The organism is Aliiroseovarius sediminilitoris (assembly GCF_900109955.1).
GTDB classification, from domain to species: domain Bacteria; phylum Pseudomonadota; class Alphaproteobacteria; order Rhodobacterales; family Rhodobacteraceae; genus Aliiroseovarius; species Aliiroseovarius sediminilitoris.
In genome coordinates this window covers 92,795-111,926 of the sequence record NZ_FOJB01000001.1, presented here as the reverse complement: position 1 = coordinate 111,926, position 19,132 = coordinate 92,795, and the positions used below count along the sequence as shown (strand labels likewise).

Here is a 19,132-nt window from a genome sequence, read left to right as displayed (position 1 = left end):
GTCCAATTGCTTGACCCGCCCGGATGCGAACCTTACCCATTGAGTTTCAAGGAGGATCGCTTATGCGTGATGCAAACGAAGCCCTGATCGTAATCGACGTGCAGAATGACTTCTGCCCCGGTGGTGCGCTGGCGGTGGCGAACGGGGACGCGATCATCCCCCTGATCAACGAGATGCTGCCCGAATTCTCGGTCAAGGTGTTCACACAGGACTGGCACCCGGCTGGTCACAGCTCCTTTGCGTCCTCACACGACGGGAAAGATCCCTATCAGACCGCCAAGATGCCCTATGGCACGCAAGTGCTGTGGCCCGATCACTGCATTCAGGGCAGCATAGGGGCCAAGCTTCACGATCACCTGCATCGCGACCGGGCCGATATGATCATCCGCAAGGGGTTTCGAGCCGAGATCGACAGTTATTCTGCATTCTTTGAAAATGACCGGACCACCCCGACCGGGCTGGAAGGTTATCTGCGCACACGCGGGGTCGAAAAGCTGACACTTGTCGGTTTGGCCACGGATTTCTGCGTGGCCTATTCGGCCATAGATGGCGCGCGGCTCGGGTTCGATGTGACGGTGTGGGAACAAGCGTGTCGCGCGATTGACCTTGACGGATCGCTGGATGCTGCCCGCGCTGACATGCGCGCGGCGGGCGTGACACTGGAGCCTTAGATGCCTGATATTGCCAGCCGGGTTTACAATCACCACTGGAAGATTGATCCCATCGTGCGGTCATTGATCGACACGGATTTCTATAAGCTGCTGATGTGTCAGTCGGTGTTTCGCAACAAACCGGACACCCATGTTACATTCAGCCTGATCAATCGCACCAAGTCGGTGCCGCTGGCCGACCTGATCGACGAAGGTGAGTTGCGCGAGCAGTTGGATCATATCCGCTCGCTGTCCCTGTCGCGCGGCGAAAGCACATGGCTGCGCGGGAACATGTTCTATGGCAAGCGCCAGATGTTTCGTTCGGACTTCATGGAATGGTTTGAAGGGATGCGGCTGCCGGATTATCACCTTGAGCGGGTGGGCGATCAATACGAGCTGACCTTCGAAGGTTCATGGCCCGAGGTCATGCTGTGGGAAATTCCCGCGCTTGCCGTCTTGATGGAACTTCGGGGCCGCGCGGTATTACGTGGCATGGGCAAGTTTGAGCTTCAGGTGCTCTATGCCCGCGCCATGACCCGTATCTGGGAAAAGATCGAACGGCTGCGCAAGCTGGACGGGCTGCGCCTTGCCGATTTCGGGACAAGACGCCGCCACAGCTATCTGTGGCAGGATTGGTGTGTGCAGGCGATGATCGAGGGGCTGGGGGATCGTTTTGTCGGCACCTCGAACTGTTCGATTGCCATGAAGCGCGACATCGAGGCAATCGGAACAAACGCGCATGAACTTCCTATGGTCTACGCTGCGTTGGCCGATGATGACGACGAACTGGCGCGCGCGCCCTATGATGTTCTGGCCGACTGGCAGGAAGAGCATGACGGCAATCTGCGGATCATCCTGCCCGACACATATGGAACCCAAGGGTTTCTTGACCGCGCACCCGATTGGCTGGCCGGCTGGACAGGTATCCGGGTGGACAGCGGCGACCCAGCCACCGGGGCCGAGATTGCGATCAAGTGGTGGAAAGACCGGGGTGAGGATCCGACCCAGAAAATGGTAATCTTCTCAGACGGGCTGGACACGGACAAGATCATCGAGTTGCACCAACAATTCGCAGGTCGTGTGCGCACCAGTTTCGGTTGGGGGACGCTACTGACAAATGACTTCCGTGGGCTTGTGCCAAACGACACCCTCGCCCCGTTCTCGCTGGTCTGCAAAGCGGTCGGGGCGAACGGGCGGGCGACGGTGAAACTGTCGGATAATCCCAACAAGGCAATGGGGCCAGCGGATGAGATTGCGCGCTACAAGCGGGTGTTCGGGGTTGGCGCACAGCCGAAACTAGATGTGATCGTCTAGACTGATGCGCTATGCCCTCAGGAACGTGCGTGCGGCCCTGACAGCTTTCTGAGCATAGTCCCGCACGGCCGGGCCGTCGGGCGGATTTCGCGGCACGGCCCAACCCATCGAGGCAAACCGGCGGATCATTACGAACAGCGGAAGCAGGGCTTCCGCATCATGAGGGAACGAGCGGAGGGTGCGGTAGCCTGCGATTGCGGCATCGCGGATGGCATCGGCGGCGGGTTCATCCTCGTTCTGGGTCATCATCACGGCCAGATCATAGATGCGGAAGCCAAAGCCCGCGTCGTCGAAGTCGATCAACGTCAGCTCACCGTCTTTGACAAAGATGTTTTCGCGCAGGGCGTCTGCGTGGATCAGTCCGAAATCGGCGCCATCTTCGGCAAACGCCGTCACCATGTCATGCGCCACAGCACGGGCACGCAGGATCAGGGCGCGTTCACCCTCGGTCAAAGCGGGGCTCTCCCAGAACCGGCCCCAGAAGGGATTGTCGCCCAAAAGGCCAGGAATGTCCCAACGGTGGCGCGAGAAACCCTGAGGCAGAATCATAGCGTCGGTCAGGTTGTGCAGGGTTGCCAGCTCGCGCCCCACACAGTGATAAAGCGCAACTTGGTCCACCTCGGTTCCCGGCAGCGGCACGCCACCTTCACCAATCGGCGCACCGTCAACCCACGAAACCACCGTCGCGATCTGACCTGCACCCAGATCGGCCACCGTGTCGCCGGATCGCATCGGGATGGGGGCGGGCACGCGCATCCCCGCAGACGCCAATCCGGCCATCCAGTCCAGCTCCGACTGGATCGAAGCCTTGCTTTGATAGCCGGGCCTGTGCAGGCGCAGTGCGGCGGGACGTCCGTCAATGCGCACTTCGTGAACCACGTTTTCGCGGTTCTTGATCATGCGAATGTCCTTCGCATCCCACGCCGCGAGGGCCTGTTTCAGCGCGCTCATGCGGGCAGCGCTTTCATTGCGGCATCAAGCGTTTCAGCCAGAAGTTCGGCCTGCGCGCGATCAAAACACATGGGTGGACGAATCTTGATGCCGTGGTAATGGCGCCCGACCGAGTGTAGCAGCACCCCGCGATTGCGCATCTCGTCCACCAGTCGCGCACAGAACGGCGCGGCGGCTTCGGTGTCGCCATCTATGTCAAACTCGACGCACCAGAACAGGCCTGCCCCGCGAATGTCGGCCGTGTTGATATGCTTGACTTGGCAAAGCAGCTTCTCCAGGTGCTCGCCGATTCTGAGGGCATTTGTCATCAGGCCCTCCTCTTCCAGCACGTCCAACACGGCTGAAGCGGCAGCGACGGCAACAGGATTGCCGCCAAACGTGTTGAAATAGCCGAAACGATTGCGAAATTCGGCCATGATCTCGGGTCGGGTGACAACGGCGGCAACCGGGTGGCCGTTTCCCATCGGTTTGCCCATGGTCACGATGTCTGGTGCTAAGCCGATCCGTTGATGTCCCCAGAAATGACCACCCGTTCGGCCAAAACCCGGCTGCACCTCGTCCGCGATGATGACGCCGCCGGCTTTGCGAACCACATCAACGGTCGGGTCAAGGAAGCCGTGGGACAGCTCGGGCAGCCCTTCGTTGGCAAAGAACGGATCAAGGATCAGGGTGCCAAAGCCGTGACCTTCAGCTTCAAGTGCGTCGATCGCCGCCTGAACCTCGTCTGCAAAGGCTTGCGATTGCGCCTCGTCACGACCACCCAGCGGGGTCAGCGTGTCCGGCGATGGCACTTTCTTGACCCATTCGACCGCGCCGCCAATGGGTGTTTTCTTGGCCGACAGATGCGACACCAGATCGGTGTTTCCGTGATATGTGTTATCGGTGCAGATGATCCCCGTCTTGCCCGTCACAGCGCGCCCCATACGCAGGGCGATGTCGTTGGCCTCGGACCCGGTGCAAACCATGATCATGGTATCCAGGTCATGATCCATCGTGCCGGTCAGCCGCTCGGCGTAATCCAAGATGCCTTCGTGCAGATAGCGGGTGTGTGTGTTCAATGTGGCAGCCTGTTGGGTGATTGCTTCGACCACTTTCGGATGGGCGTGTCCCACATGGGGCACGTTGTTATAACAATCAAGGAATCTGTTCCCATCGGCATCCCATAGCCAGGCCCCTTCACCACGCACGATGTGAACGGGATCGCTGTAAAACGTCGTCATGTTCGGGCCAAGAAGCCGCGCGCGACGTTGCAGAAGGGTGGGGGTGTCCGACATAGGTAAGGCTCCAGTCAGGTTAATCGTCGTCGATGCGCCCGCGCAGGGCTTTGATTTGGCTGCGGCGGGTCTTTGCGTCCAGCCTGCGTTTTTTCGACCCCAGGGTGGGCTTGGTGGCAATCCGCCGTTTTGGTGCGACCAGTGCGCGGCGTATCATTTCGACAAGGCGGTTTTGCGCGATCTCGCGGTTGCGGGCTTGGCTGCGCGTTTCTTCTGCCCGGATCACAATCGCGCCGTCTTGCGTCCATTTGCGCCCCGCGATCCGCTTCAGCCGCGTTTTCACGGGCGGGGTCAGACTCGGCGATCGCGCGGCTTCAAACCGAAGTTCGACCGCAGTCGCGACCTTGTTCACGTTCTGCCCGCCGGGGCCGGAACTGCGAGTGAAACTTTCACTCAGCTCCCAATCTTGCAGGGTGATATCGTCGGTCACGCGGATCATGGCGGCAACTTATCGAATTGGATCCAAAACGGAAATCCCGGAAATGCCAAAAGAAAAGGGTCGCCCGCTTTGGGACGACCCTTTCGAGAATTAAGGAGGTGGGACCGGTTAGACTGCCAAGAAGTTGGGTCAATAAGATCCGCATTCCTCACCGGGGGCTGCCCCGGAAAGTCGCGACCTAGATTGTCCCGGCACCTCGCTCCGTTGTATCTCTTGACATGGACACCTCCTTTCTCGTTGTTTCTATATCTAGGAGGTTGCCACAGATTTTGCGTTTGTCAAAACTTTTCACGCAGGATTTGGTGAAAGTTTCGTGACAATGAGGCGAAATGGAACCAGTGCGACAAATGCAATCGCCATTTTTACCAGCCAATCGGCCACCGCGAGAGATATCCAAAGCGGGGCGTTCGGACCACTGCCAAGCATTGGCAGAACCTCGTTCGCCCAGCCAACATCATTGCCGATTTCAAGGAACGCAAGACTGGCAGAGAAGGCGATGGTGAAGAAGATCGCGGTGTCCACCGTGCCACCGATGATGGTGCTGGCCACAGGTGCGCGCCACCATTTGCCGCCCCGCAATCGATCAAAGATAGCAACGTCCAGAAGCTGTGCCGTCAGGAAGGCAAGGCCAGAGGCGATCGCAATGCGCAAAGTCACAAGCGGTCCAAACTCACCAATGATCTGGGTGCCGATAAAGCTGCAAATCACACCGGTGACGAAGCCAGCAAAGACAACCTTGCGCGCAGCCGACGGGCCATAGACGCGGTTCATCACGTCCGTGACAAGAAAGGCAAAAGGATATGTGAAAGCACCCCATGTCAGCCATTGGCCGAACAGATGCTGCACCAGGATGTTTGACGCCACCACGATGGCGGCCATGGCGATCACGCCAGGAAGGATACGGGTCATGTTGTTGGTCCGTTTTAGCAAGGTTGCGGAGACTTGGTTCCCAATTGGCGGGAACGGGCTGCGTTTAACGGCTCATTGGTTTTTGATCAAGTGTTCTGTTTTCACACCGACGCCTTGGGGAACGACATATTCAACAATCTCCGTGACCTGAAAGAACTTGAAATTGTCGTCTGACACCATGGTCAATCGGATCAGCCCGTCGTGATCCTGCCAGACCGCCAACCCCTCAAGGTTGTCAAACTCGCCAACTTCGGTTTGCAGCAATATGGTTTCGTTGGTCAGACGTTCGTCGGTCATGTCGAACCGGCGAACGCGGCTGGTGAAGCCAAAGATGCTGCTCAGATGCCGCTCCAGCAGATAGAGCCGCCCATCCGGTCCAACATCTGCCCCAACCGGCACATAAGGCCGATAGCGTGGAATGGCGTAGGGCTTTTCCCATTCCGTCGCACCCGGGCGCAGGCGATAGACGGGATGCGGTGTTTTCTGAGCACCATTCCCTTCAGGGATCACAAGGATGGTGCCATCCGGTTGCACGGCAAGCGCTTCCAGTGCCGCGTTGGCCGACATTCTTTTGGCGGCTGGATTGTTCGGCAGGTCAACGCCTTTCGTTTGTCCGGGCTTGTACCGCACGATGCGGTGACGAATTTCGAAGCTGACATAGATCGTGCCATCAGGTGCAATGGCCAAGCCTTCGCTGTCTGTCCAGATACCGCTGAGCGGGTCGCCGCGCGGCGATGTCAGTTTCTTCAACGGGCCATGTGCGACCTTTTTGATCTTGCCGTCTTTGCGCACGAACTGACCTTGCGTGATGTGACCGCGATCAGTCAGTGCGACAAAGGTTTTTCCATCTTCGCTGACTTCAAGAGCTGAAAAGCCACCAAACACTGCATCGTCTCCGCCATACCAGCGCGTTGTCGACAGCAGCTTGGCCTCGGACACCGTCTGCGCACCAAGATCAACGGTATAGAAACCAACAAGCGCTGCCAGCGCCCCTAACGCGACGACAAGACGGAGCGACATTGATTTGGCAGGTCAGCAAGCGTCAGCGGGCCACGTGGCTTGCTTGGTTTTGGAGGAGTGGGCGGGGCAGGTTTGGGATTCAGGATATCATTGACCCAGTTCACCGCATCCTGGCAGCCGTCGCCAGGGGGCGGTGGTGCCTGATCGACACAGCCGCGCATTCCCTTCGGGCATTTCAGACGGACATGGAAATGATAGTGATGCCCATACCAGGGCCGGATTTTCCTTAGCCAGTCGCGGTTGCCTTTTTCGTCCTTACACATTTGAACTTTCGCACCGGGAAAAACAAAAATCCGCGCCACGCGCTTGTCTTTTGCAGCGGCTTTCAGGATTTCGTGATGGGCCCGGGTCCAGGACGTGTTGACAAACGCCCCCTTTGCCCGCCGCATCGATATGGACGAGATACTTTCGCGCTGATTTGCCGACAGGTTCAGTCTTTTCGCCGGAAGCATCCAGATATCGGCGTCCAACCCGATCTGGTGGGATCGGTGTCCAGTCAACATCGGTCCGCCGCGCGGTTGGCTCATATCACCGATATAGAGGCCGTTCCAACCGGGTTGCCTTGCGGCTTTGCGAGACAAATCTTTGATGAAATCAATCAGCTCTGGATGTCCCCAGTTTCGATTGCGTGACAGACGCATAGCCTGCCATGTGGGACCGGTTTGCGAAAGCTGCTCGCCCCCGGCCAAACACCCTTTTGCATAAGACCCAAAAGGCGCGGATTTCTGCGCAGATCCCGCACGTTCCGCACCAAACAGCTGTTTTGCGGCGGTTTCGGCCGTGGATTTGGTTGGGGCCAGCGTTGCGCCAGCAAACATCAGGGCGCCGATCAAAACCGAACCACGAATGAAATTCACAACCATAGTCTTGCTGCCTCTCACTGCTCACCTTCAGGTTTAACCCAGATCAAAAGCAAAAGCCCTAATGCAAACAACCCGATCAGCGGAGATACGCCGAGCCGTGCGCTGCCTGTCATCGTCGTGAACCATGCAATCAGGGCGGGCGCCATGAACGCCGTGGCCCGACCTGACAGACCATAAAGCCCAAAACTTTCAGTGGGGGCTTCCGGGTCAACATGGCGCACCATCATCGACCGACTGGCCGATTGCAACGTGCCGCCCATGCCACCGATCAACATGCCGCAGCCAAAGAAAAGGATGTCCGGGATATTCGATCCTTCAGGCAGTGCGATGCCGAATATCGCCTCGCGCGTCATATTCACGATCAGAAAGCAGACCGCCATCAGAACGAGGATAGATCCGATGATGACTGGCTTCGGTCCGCGCTTTCGGTCAACACGCCCCCCCAGCCAACTAAACCCCGCCGCGGCAAGACCCGATATGATGCCAAAGACCCCAATCAGGACGATTGACCAGTTCAGAACAAGGCTCGCATAGACCCCGCCAAACCCGTAAAGGCCATTCAGCGCATCGCGATAAAACATCGAACTGCCCAGATAGGCTGCAAGGCTTCTCTTGTTTTTCAGGCCGCGGATGGTTCGGCCCAGAATGGCAAATGCACCTGAAAAACTGTATTTTGCAGCGGGTCCGGGAAGGTCCTTCACCCACAGTGCATAGGGGATCATGAAGAGCATGAACCATACCGCGACGAAGGGTCCAACGATCCGTGTGCCTTCGCGTGCCTCGGCGTCCAGCAGGCCCAGTCCGGGGGCAAGTCCGATCAGGGTTTTTCCGTTGGGCTGTTCGACGAACAGTGTCAGCATGATCGCCAGCGCCACCAGACCACCGATATAACCGAAGGCGAAGCCCGAGCCCGAGATTTCGCCCACCTGATCCTGATCGGCAAGGCTGGGCAGTTGTGAATTGGTGAAAACCAGTGCGAACTCTGCCCCGATGAAGCCGACGGCAAACATCAGCATCATCACCCACAAGTTTGACCCGTCCGGCTGTGTCCACCACAACGAGCCTGCGCCAATGACATAAAGAAGGCTGAAGACCGCAACCCACGGACGCACCCGCCCGGCGGTATCGGCAAGTGCCCCCATGATCGGCGCGCCAAATCCAACGATCAGACCGGCGGCAGCCAGCCCCCAGGACCAGATGCTTTGCGCTTTCGCATCGGCGGCTTGCTCCACCAGCCCTTGCGCCATGAAATGCTCTGTCGCGATGGCGGCGAAGAACGGGCCGAAAATGAAGGTCAGAAGCAGAGTGTGATAGGGTTGACTGGCCCAATCGAACCAAAACCAGCCCCATATGCGCTTGCGCGTCGAGATCTCTGCCATGCCTGCTCCCTGTTTCGGATGATCAAACAGCGAAACCAGCGCGCGGGCAAGGGGTGTCATGCTTCGGGCGGCCAGGGGCGCTGCGCGTCGGCGTCGATCCAAGCCTGCACCCATTGAGGCAACACTGGTGGCGGATCATCATATCCCAACGCTTCGACCACGCGGGCGGTGGGCACGATGCCGTTGCGATCGGTGACTGCGGAACGATAGACGATCTGGTTCGCACACTCGCCGCCCAGCCACATGCCTTGTTCGACATAGATGAACCGGTCGTCCCAGCCCACCAAGCGGCTGCGCATCTCGATCCGAACGAAGGTGCGCACTCGCTTGCGATACCGAACCGAGGCACCTGCCATTGTCAGACCCCAGCGGTTCTTGATCAGCATCCGGGAAAGCCCCGTGCGTCCGGCCAGCGGAATGCGTCCAAGATCATAAAGTGTCAGGGTGCGTCCATTGTTCAACTCGCGCCACAGGTCGATGTCCCACGGCCAGCACATATGATGGCTGATATGGGTGCCGGTGATCGGCAGGGGCTTGGCCCGTGCGTTTATGATCAACTCTTTGAACATGCGGATGAACGGATACATGGCGGCTCCTTCAGGTTGTGTTCGACCTGCCTTCGGCCCGTGGAAACGTCAACCGGAACCGCGCGTCACCCTTGCCCTGCCGGGCAACCTTCCCTAGATGAAACGGACAACCCGAAAGGAGCCCCTATGCAGTCGCTGTTTCAAATCCTGATGCTGATCGTGGATATCGCCTGGTTCATCCTGATCGCGCATATCGTGATGTCGTGGTTGATTAATTTTCAGGTGCTGAACTTGCGGCAACATATCGTGGCGCAAGTCTGGTATGGGCTGAACCGGTTGCTGGAACCCGTCTATTCGCGCATTCGCGCCTTTCTGCCGCAAATGGGTGGGTTGGACTTCGCGCCGCTGGTTGCTCTTATCGCGCTTTATGCGGTCCGGATCATTCTGATCAACAACGCGTCCGCCTTCTACTAAGCCCCTTGTTCCGAGCGGTCGCGCGTGGGAATGTGCCCTCAAAATAACGAGCAGCACACATGCCCCGCGATCTGGACCTTTTGAAATCCGTTTTTGGCTTCGATGAATTTCGCCCCGGACAGGCCGAAATAGTCGAAGCCGTGTCGCGTGGTGAAAACACCTTGGCGATCATGCCAACGGGTGGCGGAAAGTCGCTGTGTTTTCAACTGCCTGCCCTGATCCGTGATGGTGTGACGGTGGTGATTTCCCCGCTGATTGCCCTGATGCGCGATCAGGTGCGCGGGCTTCAGGCGGCCGGGGTGAACGCAGGCGCGCTGACCTCGGGTAACACGCAGGACGAGACCGATGCGGTGTTCGACGCCATATCAAGGGATGAGTTGAAGCTGCTCTATATGGCGCCTGAACGGCTGGCGTCGGGGGGCACCTTGAACCTGTTGCGCAACGCAGGCGTGACCATGATCGCGGTGGACGAGGCGCATTGCGTCAGCCAATGGGGACACGATTTTCGCCCGGACTATCTGAGGATCGGAGAGCTGCGCCGCGCCCTCGATGTGCCATTGGCCGCCTTCACGGCCACGGCAGACGAAGAAACCCGCGCCGAGATTATTCAGAAACTTTTCGACGGCGCGCCTCCGCGCACGTTTCTGCACGGGTTCGACCGCCCGAACATCCATCTGGCCTTCGCCGCCAAGGACAGCCCCCGCAATCAGATCCTGAGCTTCGCGGCGGCCCGCAAAGGGCAGTCCGGCATCGTCTATTCCGCCACCCGCGCGCGCACCGAAACGCTGGCCAAGGCGCTGCGCGATGCAGGTCATCCGGCGGTCCATTACCACGGTGGAATGGATGCCGAAGACCGACGCGAGGTCGAACGCCAGTTTCAGCAAGAAGACGGGTTGATCGTCGTCGCCACCGTAGCCTTCGGCATGGGCGTCGATAAACCCGACATTCGTTGGGTCGCCCATTCCGACCTGCCCAAGTCCATCGAGTCCTATTATCAGGAGATTGGCCGGGCTGGCCGCGACGGAGCGCCCGCCGACACGCTGACCCTGTTTGGGGCTGATGATATCCGGCTGAGGCGCTCGCAAATCGACGAAGGACTGGCCCCATCTGAACGTCGTTCCGCGGATCATGGCCGCCTGAACGCCCTCTTGGGTCTGGCCGAAGCTCATGGCTGCCGTCGTCAACAACTTCTGACCTATTTCGGAGAAGACACGCCCGCTTGCGGCAATTGCGATCTCTGCACCGCACCGCCTGACCTGTTTGACGGGACGGTCGACGTGATGAAGGCACTGTCGGCGATCTTGCGGACGGGCGAGTGTTTCGGATCCGGTCATCTGATCGACCTCTTGCGCGGCACCATGACCGACCGTATCCGAGACCGTTGCCATGACCAGTTGCCGACATTCGGGGTTGGCAAGGATCACGACAAACGCATGTGGCAGGCGGTCTTCCGGCAGATGCTGGGGCTTGATCTGGTGCGCCCCGACCCTGAACGGCACGGTGCATTGCGCATTACCGAAAAGGCGCATCCCGTGTTGCGCGGCGAGGCGCAGGTCGAACTGCGCCGCGACACGTTGAAAACCGGCACGCGGCGACCGACAGCCAAGATGATGGTCGCCGAAGAGGATGCGCCGCTTTTGTCCGCATTGAAAGCAAAACGTCGCGCTTTGGCCGAAACCGCCCGCGTACCGGCCTATGTTGTTTTCAATGATAAAACCCTGATCGAAATGGCTGAAAAGCGGCCCTCTGATCTGGACGATATGGCCCGGATTGGTGGCGTTGGGGCGAAGAAGCTGGAAAGTTATGGCCAGGCGTTTCTTGAAGTTATCAATGGAGACACACCAGAGCTTCATCCGCACAGGCGCAAGCTGGCCGGGCGTGCGGCGGCGGGGCTGTTTGACCGGTTGCATGCGGTTGCGATCGACCTGGCACGGGGCGAGGATGGCACCGGAAAGCACTTGAGTGTGACAGCGACCACTTTGCGCCAGATTGCCGAACGCAAGCCGATGACAATCGGCGAACTGAGCCGAATCTCTGGGATGGGTGATCAGAAAGCCGAGCGATTTGGAACTGCTTTCATCGACATGCTGACAGAAGGGGAATGACATGTTGGTTGTCGTGTCACCAGCCAAGCGGCTGGACGAAAAACCTGCAAAGATGACAGGCGGGACGCGCCCTGTCTTTCAGGATCAGGCAGAAACTCTTGCCAAGGCAGCGCGGAAGCTGTCGGGCAAAGATCTGGAACGCCTGATGCACATCTCGCCCGCGCTGGGTGCGTTGAATGTCGAACGGTTCGCCGCCTTTGGCGGTGGTGCGGGCGAAAAACCAGCGATCGAGATGTTTGCGGGCGACACCTATGCCGGATTGGACGCTGGGAGTCTGGAAGAAGATGAACTGCGATACGCGCAGGAACATCTGTGTATACTTTCGGGATTGTATGGCCTGCTGCGACCACGGGATCAGATCGCGCCGCATCGTCTTGAGATGGGCACGCGGATGAAGAACCAGAAAGGCAAAAACCTCTATGAGTTTTGGGCAGATGACATCGCGAAAGAGCTGAACCAACGGGCGGACAGTACCTCCAGCGATATCCTTGTGAACTGCGCCTCGGTTGAATATTTTTCGGCGGTGGATCGGGACGCGCTCGACCTGCGCGTGATCACACCGCAGTTTCTGGAGATGAAACCGGGCGGTCCCAAAGTGGTCAGCTTCTTCGCCAAGAAAGCACGCGGTGCGATGGCGCGGTTCATTGTGCAAAACCGCGTCCGCGATCCTGAAGCCCTGAAACACTTTGATCTGGGCGGATATACGTTTCAGCCCGACATGAGCGAGGGTGACGACTTGATTTTCCTGCGCGACGAAAGCTAGCAGCAGCTTCCCGGCAGGGGGCATCGTGCCTCGTCCGGGCAGTGTGTCAGGATTTCATGCAGAATTTCGGGTTTCTTGAGCGGCTTTGTCAAATGCTGATCCAACCCATGCGCAAGGATGTCGCGGTCATCCCCGGTCAAAGCGTGCGCCGTCAACGCGACGATGCGTGTCCGGGGCAATGTCTGGTCTCGTTCCAACATCCGAATGCGTCGCGTGGCCTCTTTTCCGTCGACCTCGGGCATCGAGATATCCATGAAGATGATGTCGGGCTGCAATGTTAGAAACGCCTCAACCGCTTCTATGCCGTTGCTGACAAAGTGAAGGTCGATATCCAGATCCTTCAACAGTTTTGTAAAGACCAACTGGTTGGTCTTGTTGTCCTCGGCCGCAAGAACGCGCATTCGCCGAAGGTCGGATCGGTCCGAATTGGTCAGCAGCAAGGGCGCATCATCACCCGTTTCCGCTATTGTAAGCACGGGGTCTGGGGGCGGGGCACCGATCTGGTTGATGATTTCGAACACCGCGCTGCGGGTCAGGGGCAGTTGCATAACGCGCGTGGCGCAGCCAACGTCATCGCTTTGTTTTGCGGTCATCGATTGGGGTGCGGTCAAAAAGATGATGGGCGCGGTCGGGTTTTGCGCGCGCAGCGTCTGCACGAAGGGTTCCCCGTTCTGCATGTGAATTCTGGCGCTTTGTTCATCGACCAGTATCAGCGCAGCCTCGTGCACGGTCGAACTGGACGGATTCAGCGGGTCATATAGTTTGGTGCGCAACCCTGTCGCTTCGAACCTTTTTTCCAGAATGGCTCGGTTCAGACGATCTTCCATCGCCATGACCACCCAGCCTGCATCGCCGGACAGTTGCGGCGGTTCGGTGGTTTCCTTGACCGGAAGCGCGATGTGAAACCCGAAACATGACCCGACGCCTTCCTGGCTGTCGACCCAGATTTCGCCACCCATCAGGTCAACCAGCTGAGAGGTGATGGCCAGCCCAAGCCCCGTTCCTTCGAACTTGCGATTGCGTTCCGTGTCGACCTGATTGAATTCGCCGAAGATGTGGCGCTGCATGTCTTCCGGGATGCCAATACCGCTATCTTCGACGGTGACATGAACCTGCTGTTCACCACTGTCGCTCAACGGCAGCCCGATGGCGCGCACCAACACGTGCCCTTCCGCAGTGAATTTGACCGCATTGCCAATTAGGTTGGTCAGGATCTGACGTATCCGCACCACATCGCCGATGAATTTCGATGGCATGAACAAGTCGAAATCGACGATCAGCCGGATGCCTTTTTCTTGCACGGCAGGCTGTAACAGTGTCACGACATCCAAAATCACGCGTTCCAGATCGAATTCCTCGGGTTGCAGCGTAAGTTTGGCGGCCTCGATCTTTGAGTAATCAAGCACGTCGTTGATGATGGTCAGTAGCGCTTCGCCCGATTGGCGGATCGTATCAATGTACAGGCGCTGCTCATCGTCCAGATCGCCTTCGGCCATGATCTCGGCCATCGAGACAACCCCGTTCATTGGCGTGCGTATCTCGTGGCTCATGTTGGCAAGAAACGTTGACTTGGCGCGATTTGCGGCCTCTGCCCGGTGGCGCGCGTCCCGCAACTCGGCTTGGTACTTGATTGTCTCGGTAATGTTCAGGCCAAGGCTGACCATGTCGCCATCACGTGAGCGTCGATCGACCAGCTTGATATGAGTGCCATCCCATAGTCGCAGCACAACGGGATCGCGCGACGGAGCGCGCCAGCGATCCAGCATCATGTCGCGCCAGGCAAGTGGCCGCATGTCGCCAATGTCGACGATCCCTTCATCCGTCGCAATGTGCAGGATGTCGGTATAGGGAATGCCGGGGGCCACACAGCTTAGCCCGTCAAATGGTTCCAGATAGGCGCTGTTGGCGGCAATCATCCGATCCGATTGGTCAAAAACGGCAAATCCATCCTCGATGGTTTCCAGCGAATCCCAAAGCCGTCGCTTGGCGATGACCACCTCTTCGTTCGCCTTCTCAAGATCCGCGCGCACTTGCGAGTTCTCGCCCTTGATTTCTTCCACGGCGACGCGTGTTTCTATGATCTCGTCCGACAAGCTCAGCGCATGTTGTGAAAGAATGCGATTCGCGTTGGTCAGTTCAGCCTGTTTCTGCGCCAGAAGTCGTTCAGCGGCCATTCTGGCGCGCCGTTCCTGTGCAAGAATATCTTCGATCTTCATCCCCGGTTCTCCGAGTCACCATTTCCATGAGACACAGCATCATGGAACAGGGTGAACAGGGTCTTAATGACGCATCAGAAAACAGGTGCCCAACCAAAAAAGCCCCGGCAACAAGGCCGGGGCTTTGGGTTAATCCGGGGCTGGATCAATCCTTGTCGTCGTCGTCGTCATCATTGTCCGGCAGATTGAAGAAGCTGTCTGCGTCGGGCACGGCTTCTTCCTTATCGTCATCCGGCGCACCCGAGAGGGTGAATGTTTCAAGACCTTCGATGGCGCTGGGCATTTTCGGCTCGGGGTCCATCCCAAGGCTCTGCTCGGTCGAAACCAGCTTGCGACGCTCGTCATCCGACATCACGCCGCCTTCCTTGGCCTTTTTGGCAGCTGCCTTCTGAACCGCAAGGTCCAGTTCGCTTTGCTTACACAAGCCCAATGCAACCGGGTCGATCGGCTCCATGTTCTGGATGTTCCAATGCGTGCGCTCGCGAATCGACTGAATGGTCGGCTTGGTGGTGCCCACCAGCTTCGAGATCTGGCTGTCGGCCAGTTCCGGGTGGAACTTGACCAGCCACAGGATCGAGTTCGGGCGGTCCTGACGCTTGGACAGCGGGGTATAGCGCGGGCCGCGACGCTTTTCTTCGCCGGTCGCCGCCGCATAGAATTTCTGCTTCAGCTTGTGCAGAGGGTCCTTCTCGGCTTTCTCGATTTCTTCCGCGTCAAGCTGGTTGTTTGCCACCGGGTCGAACCCTTTGACGCCGGTCGCCACATCGCCATCGGCAATGCCCTGAACCTCCAGCTCGTGCAGGCCACAAAAATCGGCGATCTGCTTGAAGCTCAGTGTGGTGTTGTCCACCAGCCAAACGGCGGTGGCTTTTGCCATGATCAGTTTGCTCATCTGAACACTCCTTAGAAACTGACCCCGGATACAACTTTCCCGCGCCCTGGCTGGGCTGCCTGTGTCGCGGGGACTTTATCAGGCCGGTTTCCGTTGTCGGGGAACTTGAGGCCTATATAAGGGGGAAGAGGGAAAGAGGGAAGGCAAAATGCGAAAGTTGCTGTCAGGCGGTATTCTCTGGCTGGTTTCGGCATTCGCGCTGTGGGCGGATGGTGAGCAGGCCGGCGACTTTGATTATTACGTCTTGTCGCTCAGTTGGTCGCCCAACTGGTGCGCCGTTGAAGGCGATGCGCGCGGGTCCGAACAATGCGACCCCGACCGCGATCTGGGCTGGGTCGTGCACGGGCTGTGGCCACAGTATGAAGAAGGTTGGCCAAGCTATTGCCGCACATCCGCACGCGCCCCGTCGCGCAGTCTGACCAATGCACAGGCTGACATTTTCGGCGCGGGCGGTGCGGCCTGGTATCAGTGGAAAAAGCACGGAACTTGCGCCGGGCTGGAGGCTGAGGAATATTATGCCCTTGCCCGACGAGCGTTCAACATGGTGAACCGGCCCGAGGTGTTGCGCAAACTGACCACCCCCGTCCGCCTGCCCGCATCTGTCGTCGAGGAAGCGTTCCTGCAAGCCAACCCCGACTGGAAGCCCGACATGCTGACCATCACCTGCCGCGCAGACCGCATCCAGGAGGCGCGCTTGTGCCTGACCCGCGACCTGGAACCGCGCATCTGCGCCCGAGACGTGCGCCGGGATTGCGGTGCGCAGAGCGCGTTGTTGGAACCGGTGCGCTAGGTCCCAGTCCAAACCAAGGTACAGCGAATGGATCTTAGAAAAGCGGTTAAGTCTGATGCTTCAAGCATTGCTGCAATCTCGATCGAGGTGTGGCTCGGAACATATTTGAAACGCGGTGTGCGAGCGTTTTTCGCAGACTATGCTTTGGACGAATTCACAACCGCCAATATTGAGAAGCTCATTTCAGACCCCAAGCAGTTTATTCTTGTCTCTGAAAATGATGAAGGGATCGATGGGTTCGTGCGGGTGTCTGCGGACAGCAATTCACCGGTCTTGGGGTGTTCTGATATGGAGTTATCCACGCTTTATGTCCAACCCCGTCATCACGGAAAAGGAACTGGAACCCGAATGCTGAATGCAGCAATCCAATATTGCCGAGAAAAAAATGCGGAATCTATTTGGCTCGCGACCAATGAGAGCAATGACCCGGCAATTTCCTTCTATCTCACGCAGGGATTCGAACAGGTGGGACAAACATATTTTCGCATTGAAGATGAGCGATTTCTCAACAATGTCTATTCACTTCGTTTGACATGATCGCGCCGTGAAGCGATGGGTCTTCACGCCCCAACCTCCAACACAATCTTCCCAATATGCGTGCTGGTCTCCATCCTCGCGTGCGCCTTGCTCGCGTCTTCCAGCAGGAACGTCTGGTCCATCACAGGCGCGACGCGGCGTTCGTCCAGCAAGGGCCAGACTTTCTCGGCCAGTTCCTCGGCAATCCGGGCCTTTGCTAGGTCGGATTGCGGGCGCAGGGTTGATCCCGTCACAGTCAGGCGTTTGGCCATGATCATGGCGAAGTTAACCTCGGCCTTGGGGCCGGACAGGAACGCGATGTGGACCATGCGGCCCTCGATCGCCAAACATTTGATGTTACGCGCGATATAGTCGCCGCCCACCATGTCGAGGATCAGGTTGGGGCCGCCCTCGGGCTTCATCACTTCGACGAAATCCTCGGTCTTGTAGTTGATCGCGCGTTCGGCCCCCAGATCGCGGCAGACAGCGCATTTCTCGTCCGAGCCTGCGGTGGTGAACACCCGCGCGCCAAAGGCGTTGGCCAGTTGGATCGCGGTCGTGCCGATACCTGAACTGCCGCCGTGCACAAGGAACCGTTCGCCCGCCTGCAACCCGCCGCGCATGAACACGTTGGACCAGACGGTGAAGAAGGTTTCGGGCAGGCAGGCGGCTTCTTTCATGCCCATCCCATCCGGCACGCGCAGGGCGTGGGCGGCGGGGGTGGTGACGTATTCGGCATAACCGCCGCCGGGCAGAAGCGCGCAGACCTTGTCGCCCACGGACCACTGGGTCACACCGTCGCCCACAGCCACAACCTCGCCCGAGGCTTCAAGGCCGGGCAGGGGGCTGGCGGTTGGGGGCGGTGCGTATGACCCCGCGCGTTGCAGCGCATCCGGGCGATTTACGCCTGCAAAGGCCACGCGGATCAGGATCTCGCCGGGGGCAGGTGTTGGGATAGGCTGTTCAGAAAGATGTAGAACCTCGGGGCCGCCGGGTTCCGTGATCTCGATCGCGCGCATGGTGTCAGTCATTCTTGCCCCCAGCCTTATCGCCAGTCTCTTCCGGTTGCCAGCGACCGGGGTAGTTTGGATTGGGTGCGCCGGGCGCTTTGATTGCGTCCAATATCTTGCCCGGTCCGGACATGAATGCCTTGTAAAGTGCGCTGTCGCGGGCTTGCCCTTTGATCTTCTCGATCTGCATCACGTCGTCGATGCGGCGGTCAAGGAAAGCCCAAGTGGCTTCGTTCCCCTCTGTGTCGTCGCCCAGCCAGAACAGCACGACGGATGAATAGACCGCTGACAGCGTGGCGCGTTTCGTATACCAGTTCAGATCGGTCGATTTGTCGCCCAATGTCTCCCATATCAACCCGCAGGTGTGCCATAGCGCGGCTGCCCCATCGCCGGCATTCTGCGGCAGGGCGAAAAACGCCATTCCCTTGCGCACCAGTTCCTTCTCTGCGACCTCAAGCCGATACCGAACACCCGCCGCGATCCGGTCGCGAAATCGCATGTCAGCGAGATTTGCGGCCTTTAGCCGGGCCACCATGTCGGCGTCGCCTTTGCGGTGATACGCCAGCGCAAGATCCAGGGCACCACGGGGAAACATGGCGCGGGCTTCGGCTTCAGTCAGATCGCAATCCTGTGCGGCGGCGATCAGGGTCGCATCGCTCCAGCCGTCAAAGGGGACATGGGCGATGGCGGCTTCAAGCATCTTTTCTTTGTCGGTCATGGTGCGTTCCTCGCGGATGAGGGTGAACTGGACAAAAGCGGCAAGGGCTGCTAGATGGGCGCTTCCTGCAACTGATGCAAACTCTAACTTAGAAAGGTGGTGACAACCACATGCAGGTTTCGGTACGCGATAACAACGTAGACCAGGCGCTTCGTGCGCTGAAGAAGAAACTTCAGCGTGAAGGTGTCTTCCGCGAGATGAAGCTTCGGCAACATTTCGAGAAGCCCTCCGAGAAGAAGGCGCGCGAGAAGGCTGAAGCGATTCGCCGTCAGCGCAAGCTGGCTCGGAAAAAAGCGCAACGCGAAGGCATGATGTAAATCAC

At 58.5% G+C, this 19,132-nt stretch carries 20 protein-coding genes; 8 read left to right on the top strand and 12 right to left on the bottom strand.

Annotated elements, in window-relative coordinates; all coding sequences use genetic code 11:
• Positions 1-62 precede the first annotated feature (62 nt).
• The gene (gene pncA / locus BMY55_RS00530; protein ID WP_091427354.1) at positions 63-671 is read left to right on the top strand and encodes a bifunctional nicotinamidase/pyrazinamidase; all 609 of its coding nucleotides are present in this window, start codon (positions 63-65) and stop codon (positions 669-671) included.
• Positions 672-1,964 carry a nicotinate phosphoribosyltransferase gene (pncB, locus tag BMY55_RS00525; RefSeq protein WP_091427352.1) on the top strand — a complete coding sequence of 431 codons (1,293 nt, stop codon included), beginning with the start codon at positions 672-674 and terminating at the stop codon, positions 1,962-1,964.
• A 9-nt stretch (positions 1,965-1,973) separates the two neighbouring features.
• Here the strand turns inward: pncB and BMY55_RS00520 are convergent, their stop codons facing one another.
• The 8 genes from BMY55_RS00520 to BMY55_RS00485 all read right to left on the bottom strand — a co-directional run bounded on the left by BMY55_RS00520 (position 1,974) and on the right by BMY55_RS00485 (position 9,386).
• Complete coding sequence (locus BMY55_RS00520) at positions 1,974-2,915, bottom strand: phosphotransferase enzyme family protein (protein WP_091427351.1); 942 nt, start codon at positions 2,913-2,915, stop codon at positions 1,974-1,976.
• A complete protein-coding gene (locus BMY55_RS00515; RefSeq protein ID WP_091427349.1) occupies positions 2,912-4,189 on the bottom strand; it encodes an aspartate aminotransferase family protein in 1,278 nt (425 codons plus the stop codon). The genes BMY55_RS00520 and BMY55_RS00515 overlap by 4 nt, the downstream gene beginning before the upstream one ends.
• A gap of 19 nt (positions 4,190-4,208) precedes the next feature.
• Positions 4,209-4,628: an alternative ribosome rescue aminoacyl-tRNA hydrolase ArfB gene (gene arfB, locus BMY55_RS00510; protein WP_091427348.1), complete on the bottom strand. Its 420-nt coding sequence runs from the start codon at positions 4,626-4,628 to the stop codon at positions 4,209-4,211.
• A 288-nt stretch (positions 4,629-4,916) separates the two neighbouring features.
• Complete coding sequence (locus BMY55_RS00505) at positions 4,917-5,537, bottom strand: queuosine precursor transporter (RefSeq protein WP_091427346.1); 621 nt, start codon at positions 5,535-5,537, stop codon at positions 4,917-4,919.
• A 72-nt stretch (positions 5,538-5,609) separates the two neighbouring features.
• Positions 5,610-6,557: an esterase-like activity of phytase family protein gene (locus BMY55_RS00500; protein WP_091427345.1), complete on the bottom strand. Its 948-nt coding sequence runs from the start codon at positions 6,555-6,557 to the stop codon at positions 5,610-5,612.
• The gene (gene mepA / locus BMY55_RS00495) at positions 6,530-7,375 is read right to left on the bottom strand and encodes a penicillin-insensitive murein endopeptidase (RefSeq protein WP_245744753.1); all 846 of its coding nucleotides are present in this window, start codon (positions 7,373-7,375) and stop codon (positions 6,530-6,532) included. The genes BMY55_RS00500 and mepA overlap by 28 nt, the downstream gene beginning before the upstream one ends.
• A gap of 59 nt (positions 7,376-7,434) precedes the next feature.
• Complete coding sequence (locus BMY55_RS00490; RefSeq protein WP_091431865.1) at positions 7,435-8,799, bottom strand: MFS transporter; 1,365 nt, start codon at positions 8,797-8,799, stop codon at positions 7,435-7,437.
• A 56-nt stretch (positions 8,800-8,855) separates the two neighbouring features.
• Positions 8,856-9,386 (bottom strand): acyl-CoA thioesterase, encoded by a 531-nt coding sequence (locus BMY55_RS00485; protein ID WP_091427341.1) that lies wholly within the window; start codon positions 9,384-9,386, stop codon positions 8,856-8,858.
• 126 nt (positions 9,387-9,512) lie between these two features.
• Between BMY55_RS00485 and BMY55_RS00480 the strand changes: the two genes are divergently transcribed.
• The 3 genes from BMY55_RS00480 to yaaA are packed head-to-tail and all read left to right on the top strand — an operon-like array spanning position 9,513 to position 12,668.
• Complete coding sequence (locus BMY55_RS00480) at positions 9,513-9,800, top strand: YggT family protein (protein ID WP_091427340.1); 288 nt, start codon at positions 9,513-9,515, stop codon at positions 9,798-9,800.
• A gap of 59 nt (positions 9,801-9,859) precedes the next feature.
• Entirely contained in the window at positions 9,860-11,905 is a 2,046-nt protein-coding gene (gene recQ, locus BMY55_RS00475) for a DNA helicase RecQ (protein ID WP_091427338.1), read from the top strand.
• Position 11,906: 1 nt separating this feature from the next.
• Positions 11,907-12,668, top strand: coding sequence for a peroxide stress protein YaaA (gene yaaA, locus BMY55_RS00470; RefSeq protein WP_091427336.1), 762 nt, complete (start codon positions 11,907-11,909; stop codon positions 12,666-12,668).
• On the opposite strand, the gene BMY55_RS00465 is transcribed toward yaaA, so the two are convergent.
• Together BMY55_RS00465 and BMY55_RS00460 are read right to left on the bottom strand one after the other, a co-directional pair.
• Positions 12,665-14,884, bottom strand: coding sequence for an ATP-binding protein (locus BMY55_RS00465; protein ID WP_091427335.1), 2,220 nt, complete (start codon positions 14,882-14,884; stop codon positions 12,665-12,667). The genes yaaA and BMY55_RS00465 overlap by 4 nt on opposite strands.
• A 145-nt stretch (positions 14,885-15,029) precedes the next feature.
• Complete coding sequence (locus BMY55_RS00460) at positions 15,030-15,776, bottom strand: DUF1013 domain-containing protein (RefSeq protein WP_091427334.1); 747 nt, start codon at positions 15,774-15,776, stop codon at positions 15,030-15,032.
• Between the two features lie 148 nt (positions 15,777-15,924).
• On the opposite strand from BMY55_RS00460, the gene BMY55_RS00455 reads away from it, so the two are divergent.
• Complete coding sequence (locus BMY55_RS00455; RefSeq protein WP_091427332.1) at positions 15,925-16,566, top strand: ribonuclease T2 family protein; 642 nt, start codon at positions 15,925-15,927, stop codon at positions 16,564-16,566.
• Positions 16,567-16,593: 27 nt separating this feature from the next.
• Complete coding sequence (locus tag BMY55_RS00450) at positions 16,594-17,103, top strand: GNAT family N-acetyltransferase (protein ID WP_091427331.1); 510 nt, start codon at positions 16,594-16,596, stop codon at positions 17,101-17,103.
• Between the two features lie 23 nt (positions 17,104-17,126).
• Here the strand turns inward: BMY55_RS00450 and BMY55_RS00445 are convergent, their stop codons facing one another.
• Together BMY55_RS00445 and BMY55_RS00440 are read right to left on the bottom strand one after the other, a co-directional pair.
• On the bottom strand, positions 17,127-18,113 hold the full coding sequence (locus tag BMY55_RS00445) for an NAD(P)H-quinone oxidoreductase (protein WP_091427329.1): 987 nt from the start codon (positions 18,111-18,113) through the stop codon (positions 17,127-17,129).
• Positions 18,106-18,810, bottom strand: a complete 705-nt coding sequence (locus BMY55_RS00440; RefSeq protein ID WP_091427327.1) for a COQ9 family protein — start codon at positions 18,808-18,810, stop codon at positions 18,106-18,108. The genes BMY55_RS00445 and BMY55_RS00440 overlap by 8 nt, the downstream gene beginning before the upstream one ends.
• A gap of 110 nt (positions 18,811-18,920) precedes the next feature.
• Here BMY55_RS00440 and rpsU point away from each other — a divergent pair, with 110 nt between their 5' ends.
• Positions 18,921-19,127, top strand: coding sequence for a 30S ribosomal protein S21 (rpsU, locus tag BMY55_RS00435; RefSeq protein ID WP_091427324.1), 207 nt, complete (start codon positions 18,921-18,923; stop codon positions 19,125-19,127).
• Positions 19,128-19,132: the final 5 nt, after the last annotated feature.

Excerpts from the sequence above, each read along its gene's own strand:
- pncA (WP_091427354.1), top strand. The coding sequence starts at position 63 with ATGCGTGATGCAAACGAAGCCCTGATCGTAATCGACGTGCAGAATGAC.
- pncB (WP_091427352.1), top strand. The coding sequence starts at position 672 with ATGCCTGATATTGCCAGCCGGGTTTACAATCACCACTGGAAGATTGAT.
- BMY55_RS00520 (WP_091427351.1), bottom strand. The coding sequence starts at position 2,915 with ATGAGCGCGCTGAAACAGGCCCTCGCGGCGTGGGATGCGAAGGACATT.
- BMY55_RS00515 (WP_091427349.1), bottom strand. The coding sequence starts at position 4,189 with ATGTCGGACACCCCCACCCTTCTGCAACGTCGCGCGCGGCTTCTTGGC.
- arfB (WP_091427348.1), bottom strand. The coding sequence starts at position 4,628 with ATGATCCGCGTGACCGACGATATCACCCTGCAAGATTGGGAGCTGAGT.
- BMY55_RS00505 (WP_091427346.1), bottom strand. The coding sequence starts at position 5,537 with ATGACCCGTATCCTTCCTGGCGTGATCGCCATGGCCGCCATCGTGGTG.
- BMY55_RS00500 (WP_091427345.1), bottom strand. The coding sequence starts at position 6,557 with ATGTCGCTCCGTCTTGTCGTCGCGTTAGGGGCGCTGGCAGCGCTTGTT.
- mepA (WP_245744753.1), bottom strand. The coding sequence starts at position 7,375 with ATGTTTGCTGGCGCAACGCTGGCCCCAACCAAATCCACGGCCGAAACC.
- BMY55_RS00490 (WP_091431865.1), bottom strand. The coding sequence starts at position 8,799 with ATGGCAGAGATCTCGACGCGCAAGCGCATATGGGGCTGGTTTTGGTTC.
- BMY55_RS00485 (WP_091427341.1), bottom strand. The coding sequence starts at position 9,386 with ATGTATCCGTTCATCCGCATGTTCAAAGAGTTGATCATAAACGCACGG.
- BMY55_RS00480 (WP_091427340.1), top strand. The coding sequence starts at position 9,513 with ATGCAGTCGCTGTTTCAAATCCTGATGCTGATCGTGGATATCGCCTGG.
- recQ (WP_091427338.1), top strand. The coding sequence starts at position 9,860 with ATGCCCCGCGATCTGGACCTTTTGAAATCCGTTTTTGGCTTCGATGAA.
- yaaA (WP_091427336.1), top strand. The coding sequence starts at position 11,907 with ATGTTGGTTGTCGTGTCACCAGCCAAGCGGCTGGACGAAAAACCTGCA.
- BMY55_RS00465 (WP_091427335.1), bottom strand. The coding sequence starts at position 14,884 with ATGAAGATCGAAGATATTCTTGCACAGGAACGGCGCGCCAGAATGGCC.
- BMY55_RS00460 (WP_091427334.1), bottom strand. The coding sequence starts at position 15,776 with ATGAGCAAACTGATCATGGCAAAAGCCACCGCCGTTTGGCTGGTGGAC.
- BMY55_RS00455 (WP_091427332.1), top strand. The coding sequence starts at position 15,925 with ATGCGAAAGTTGCTGTCAGGCGGTATTCTCTGGCTGGTTTCGGCATTC.
- BMY55_RS00450 (WP_091427331.1), top strand. The coding sequence starts at position 16,594 with ATGGATCTTAGAAAAGCGGTTAAGTCTGATGCTTCAAGCATTGCTGCA.
- BMY55_RS00445 (WP_091427329.1), bottom strand. The coding sequence starts at position 18,113 with ATGACTGACACCATGCGCGCGATCGAGATCACGGAACCCGGCGGCCCC.
- BMY55_RS00440 (WP_091427327.1), bottom strand. The coding sequence starts at position 18,810 with ATGACCGACAAAGAAAAGATGCTTGAAGCCGCCATCGCCCATGTCCCC.
- rpsU (WP_091427324.1), top strand. The coding sequence starts at position 18,921 with ATGCAGGTTTCGGTACGCGATAACAACGTAGACCAGGCGCTTCGTGCG.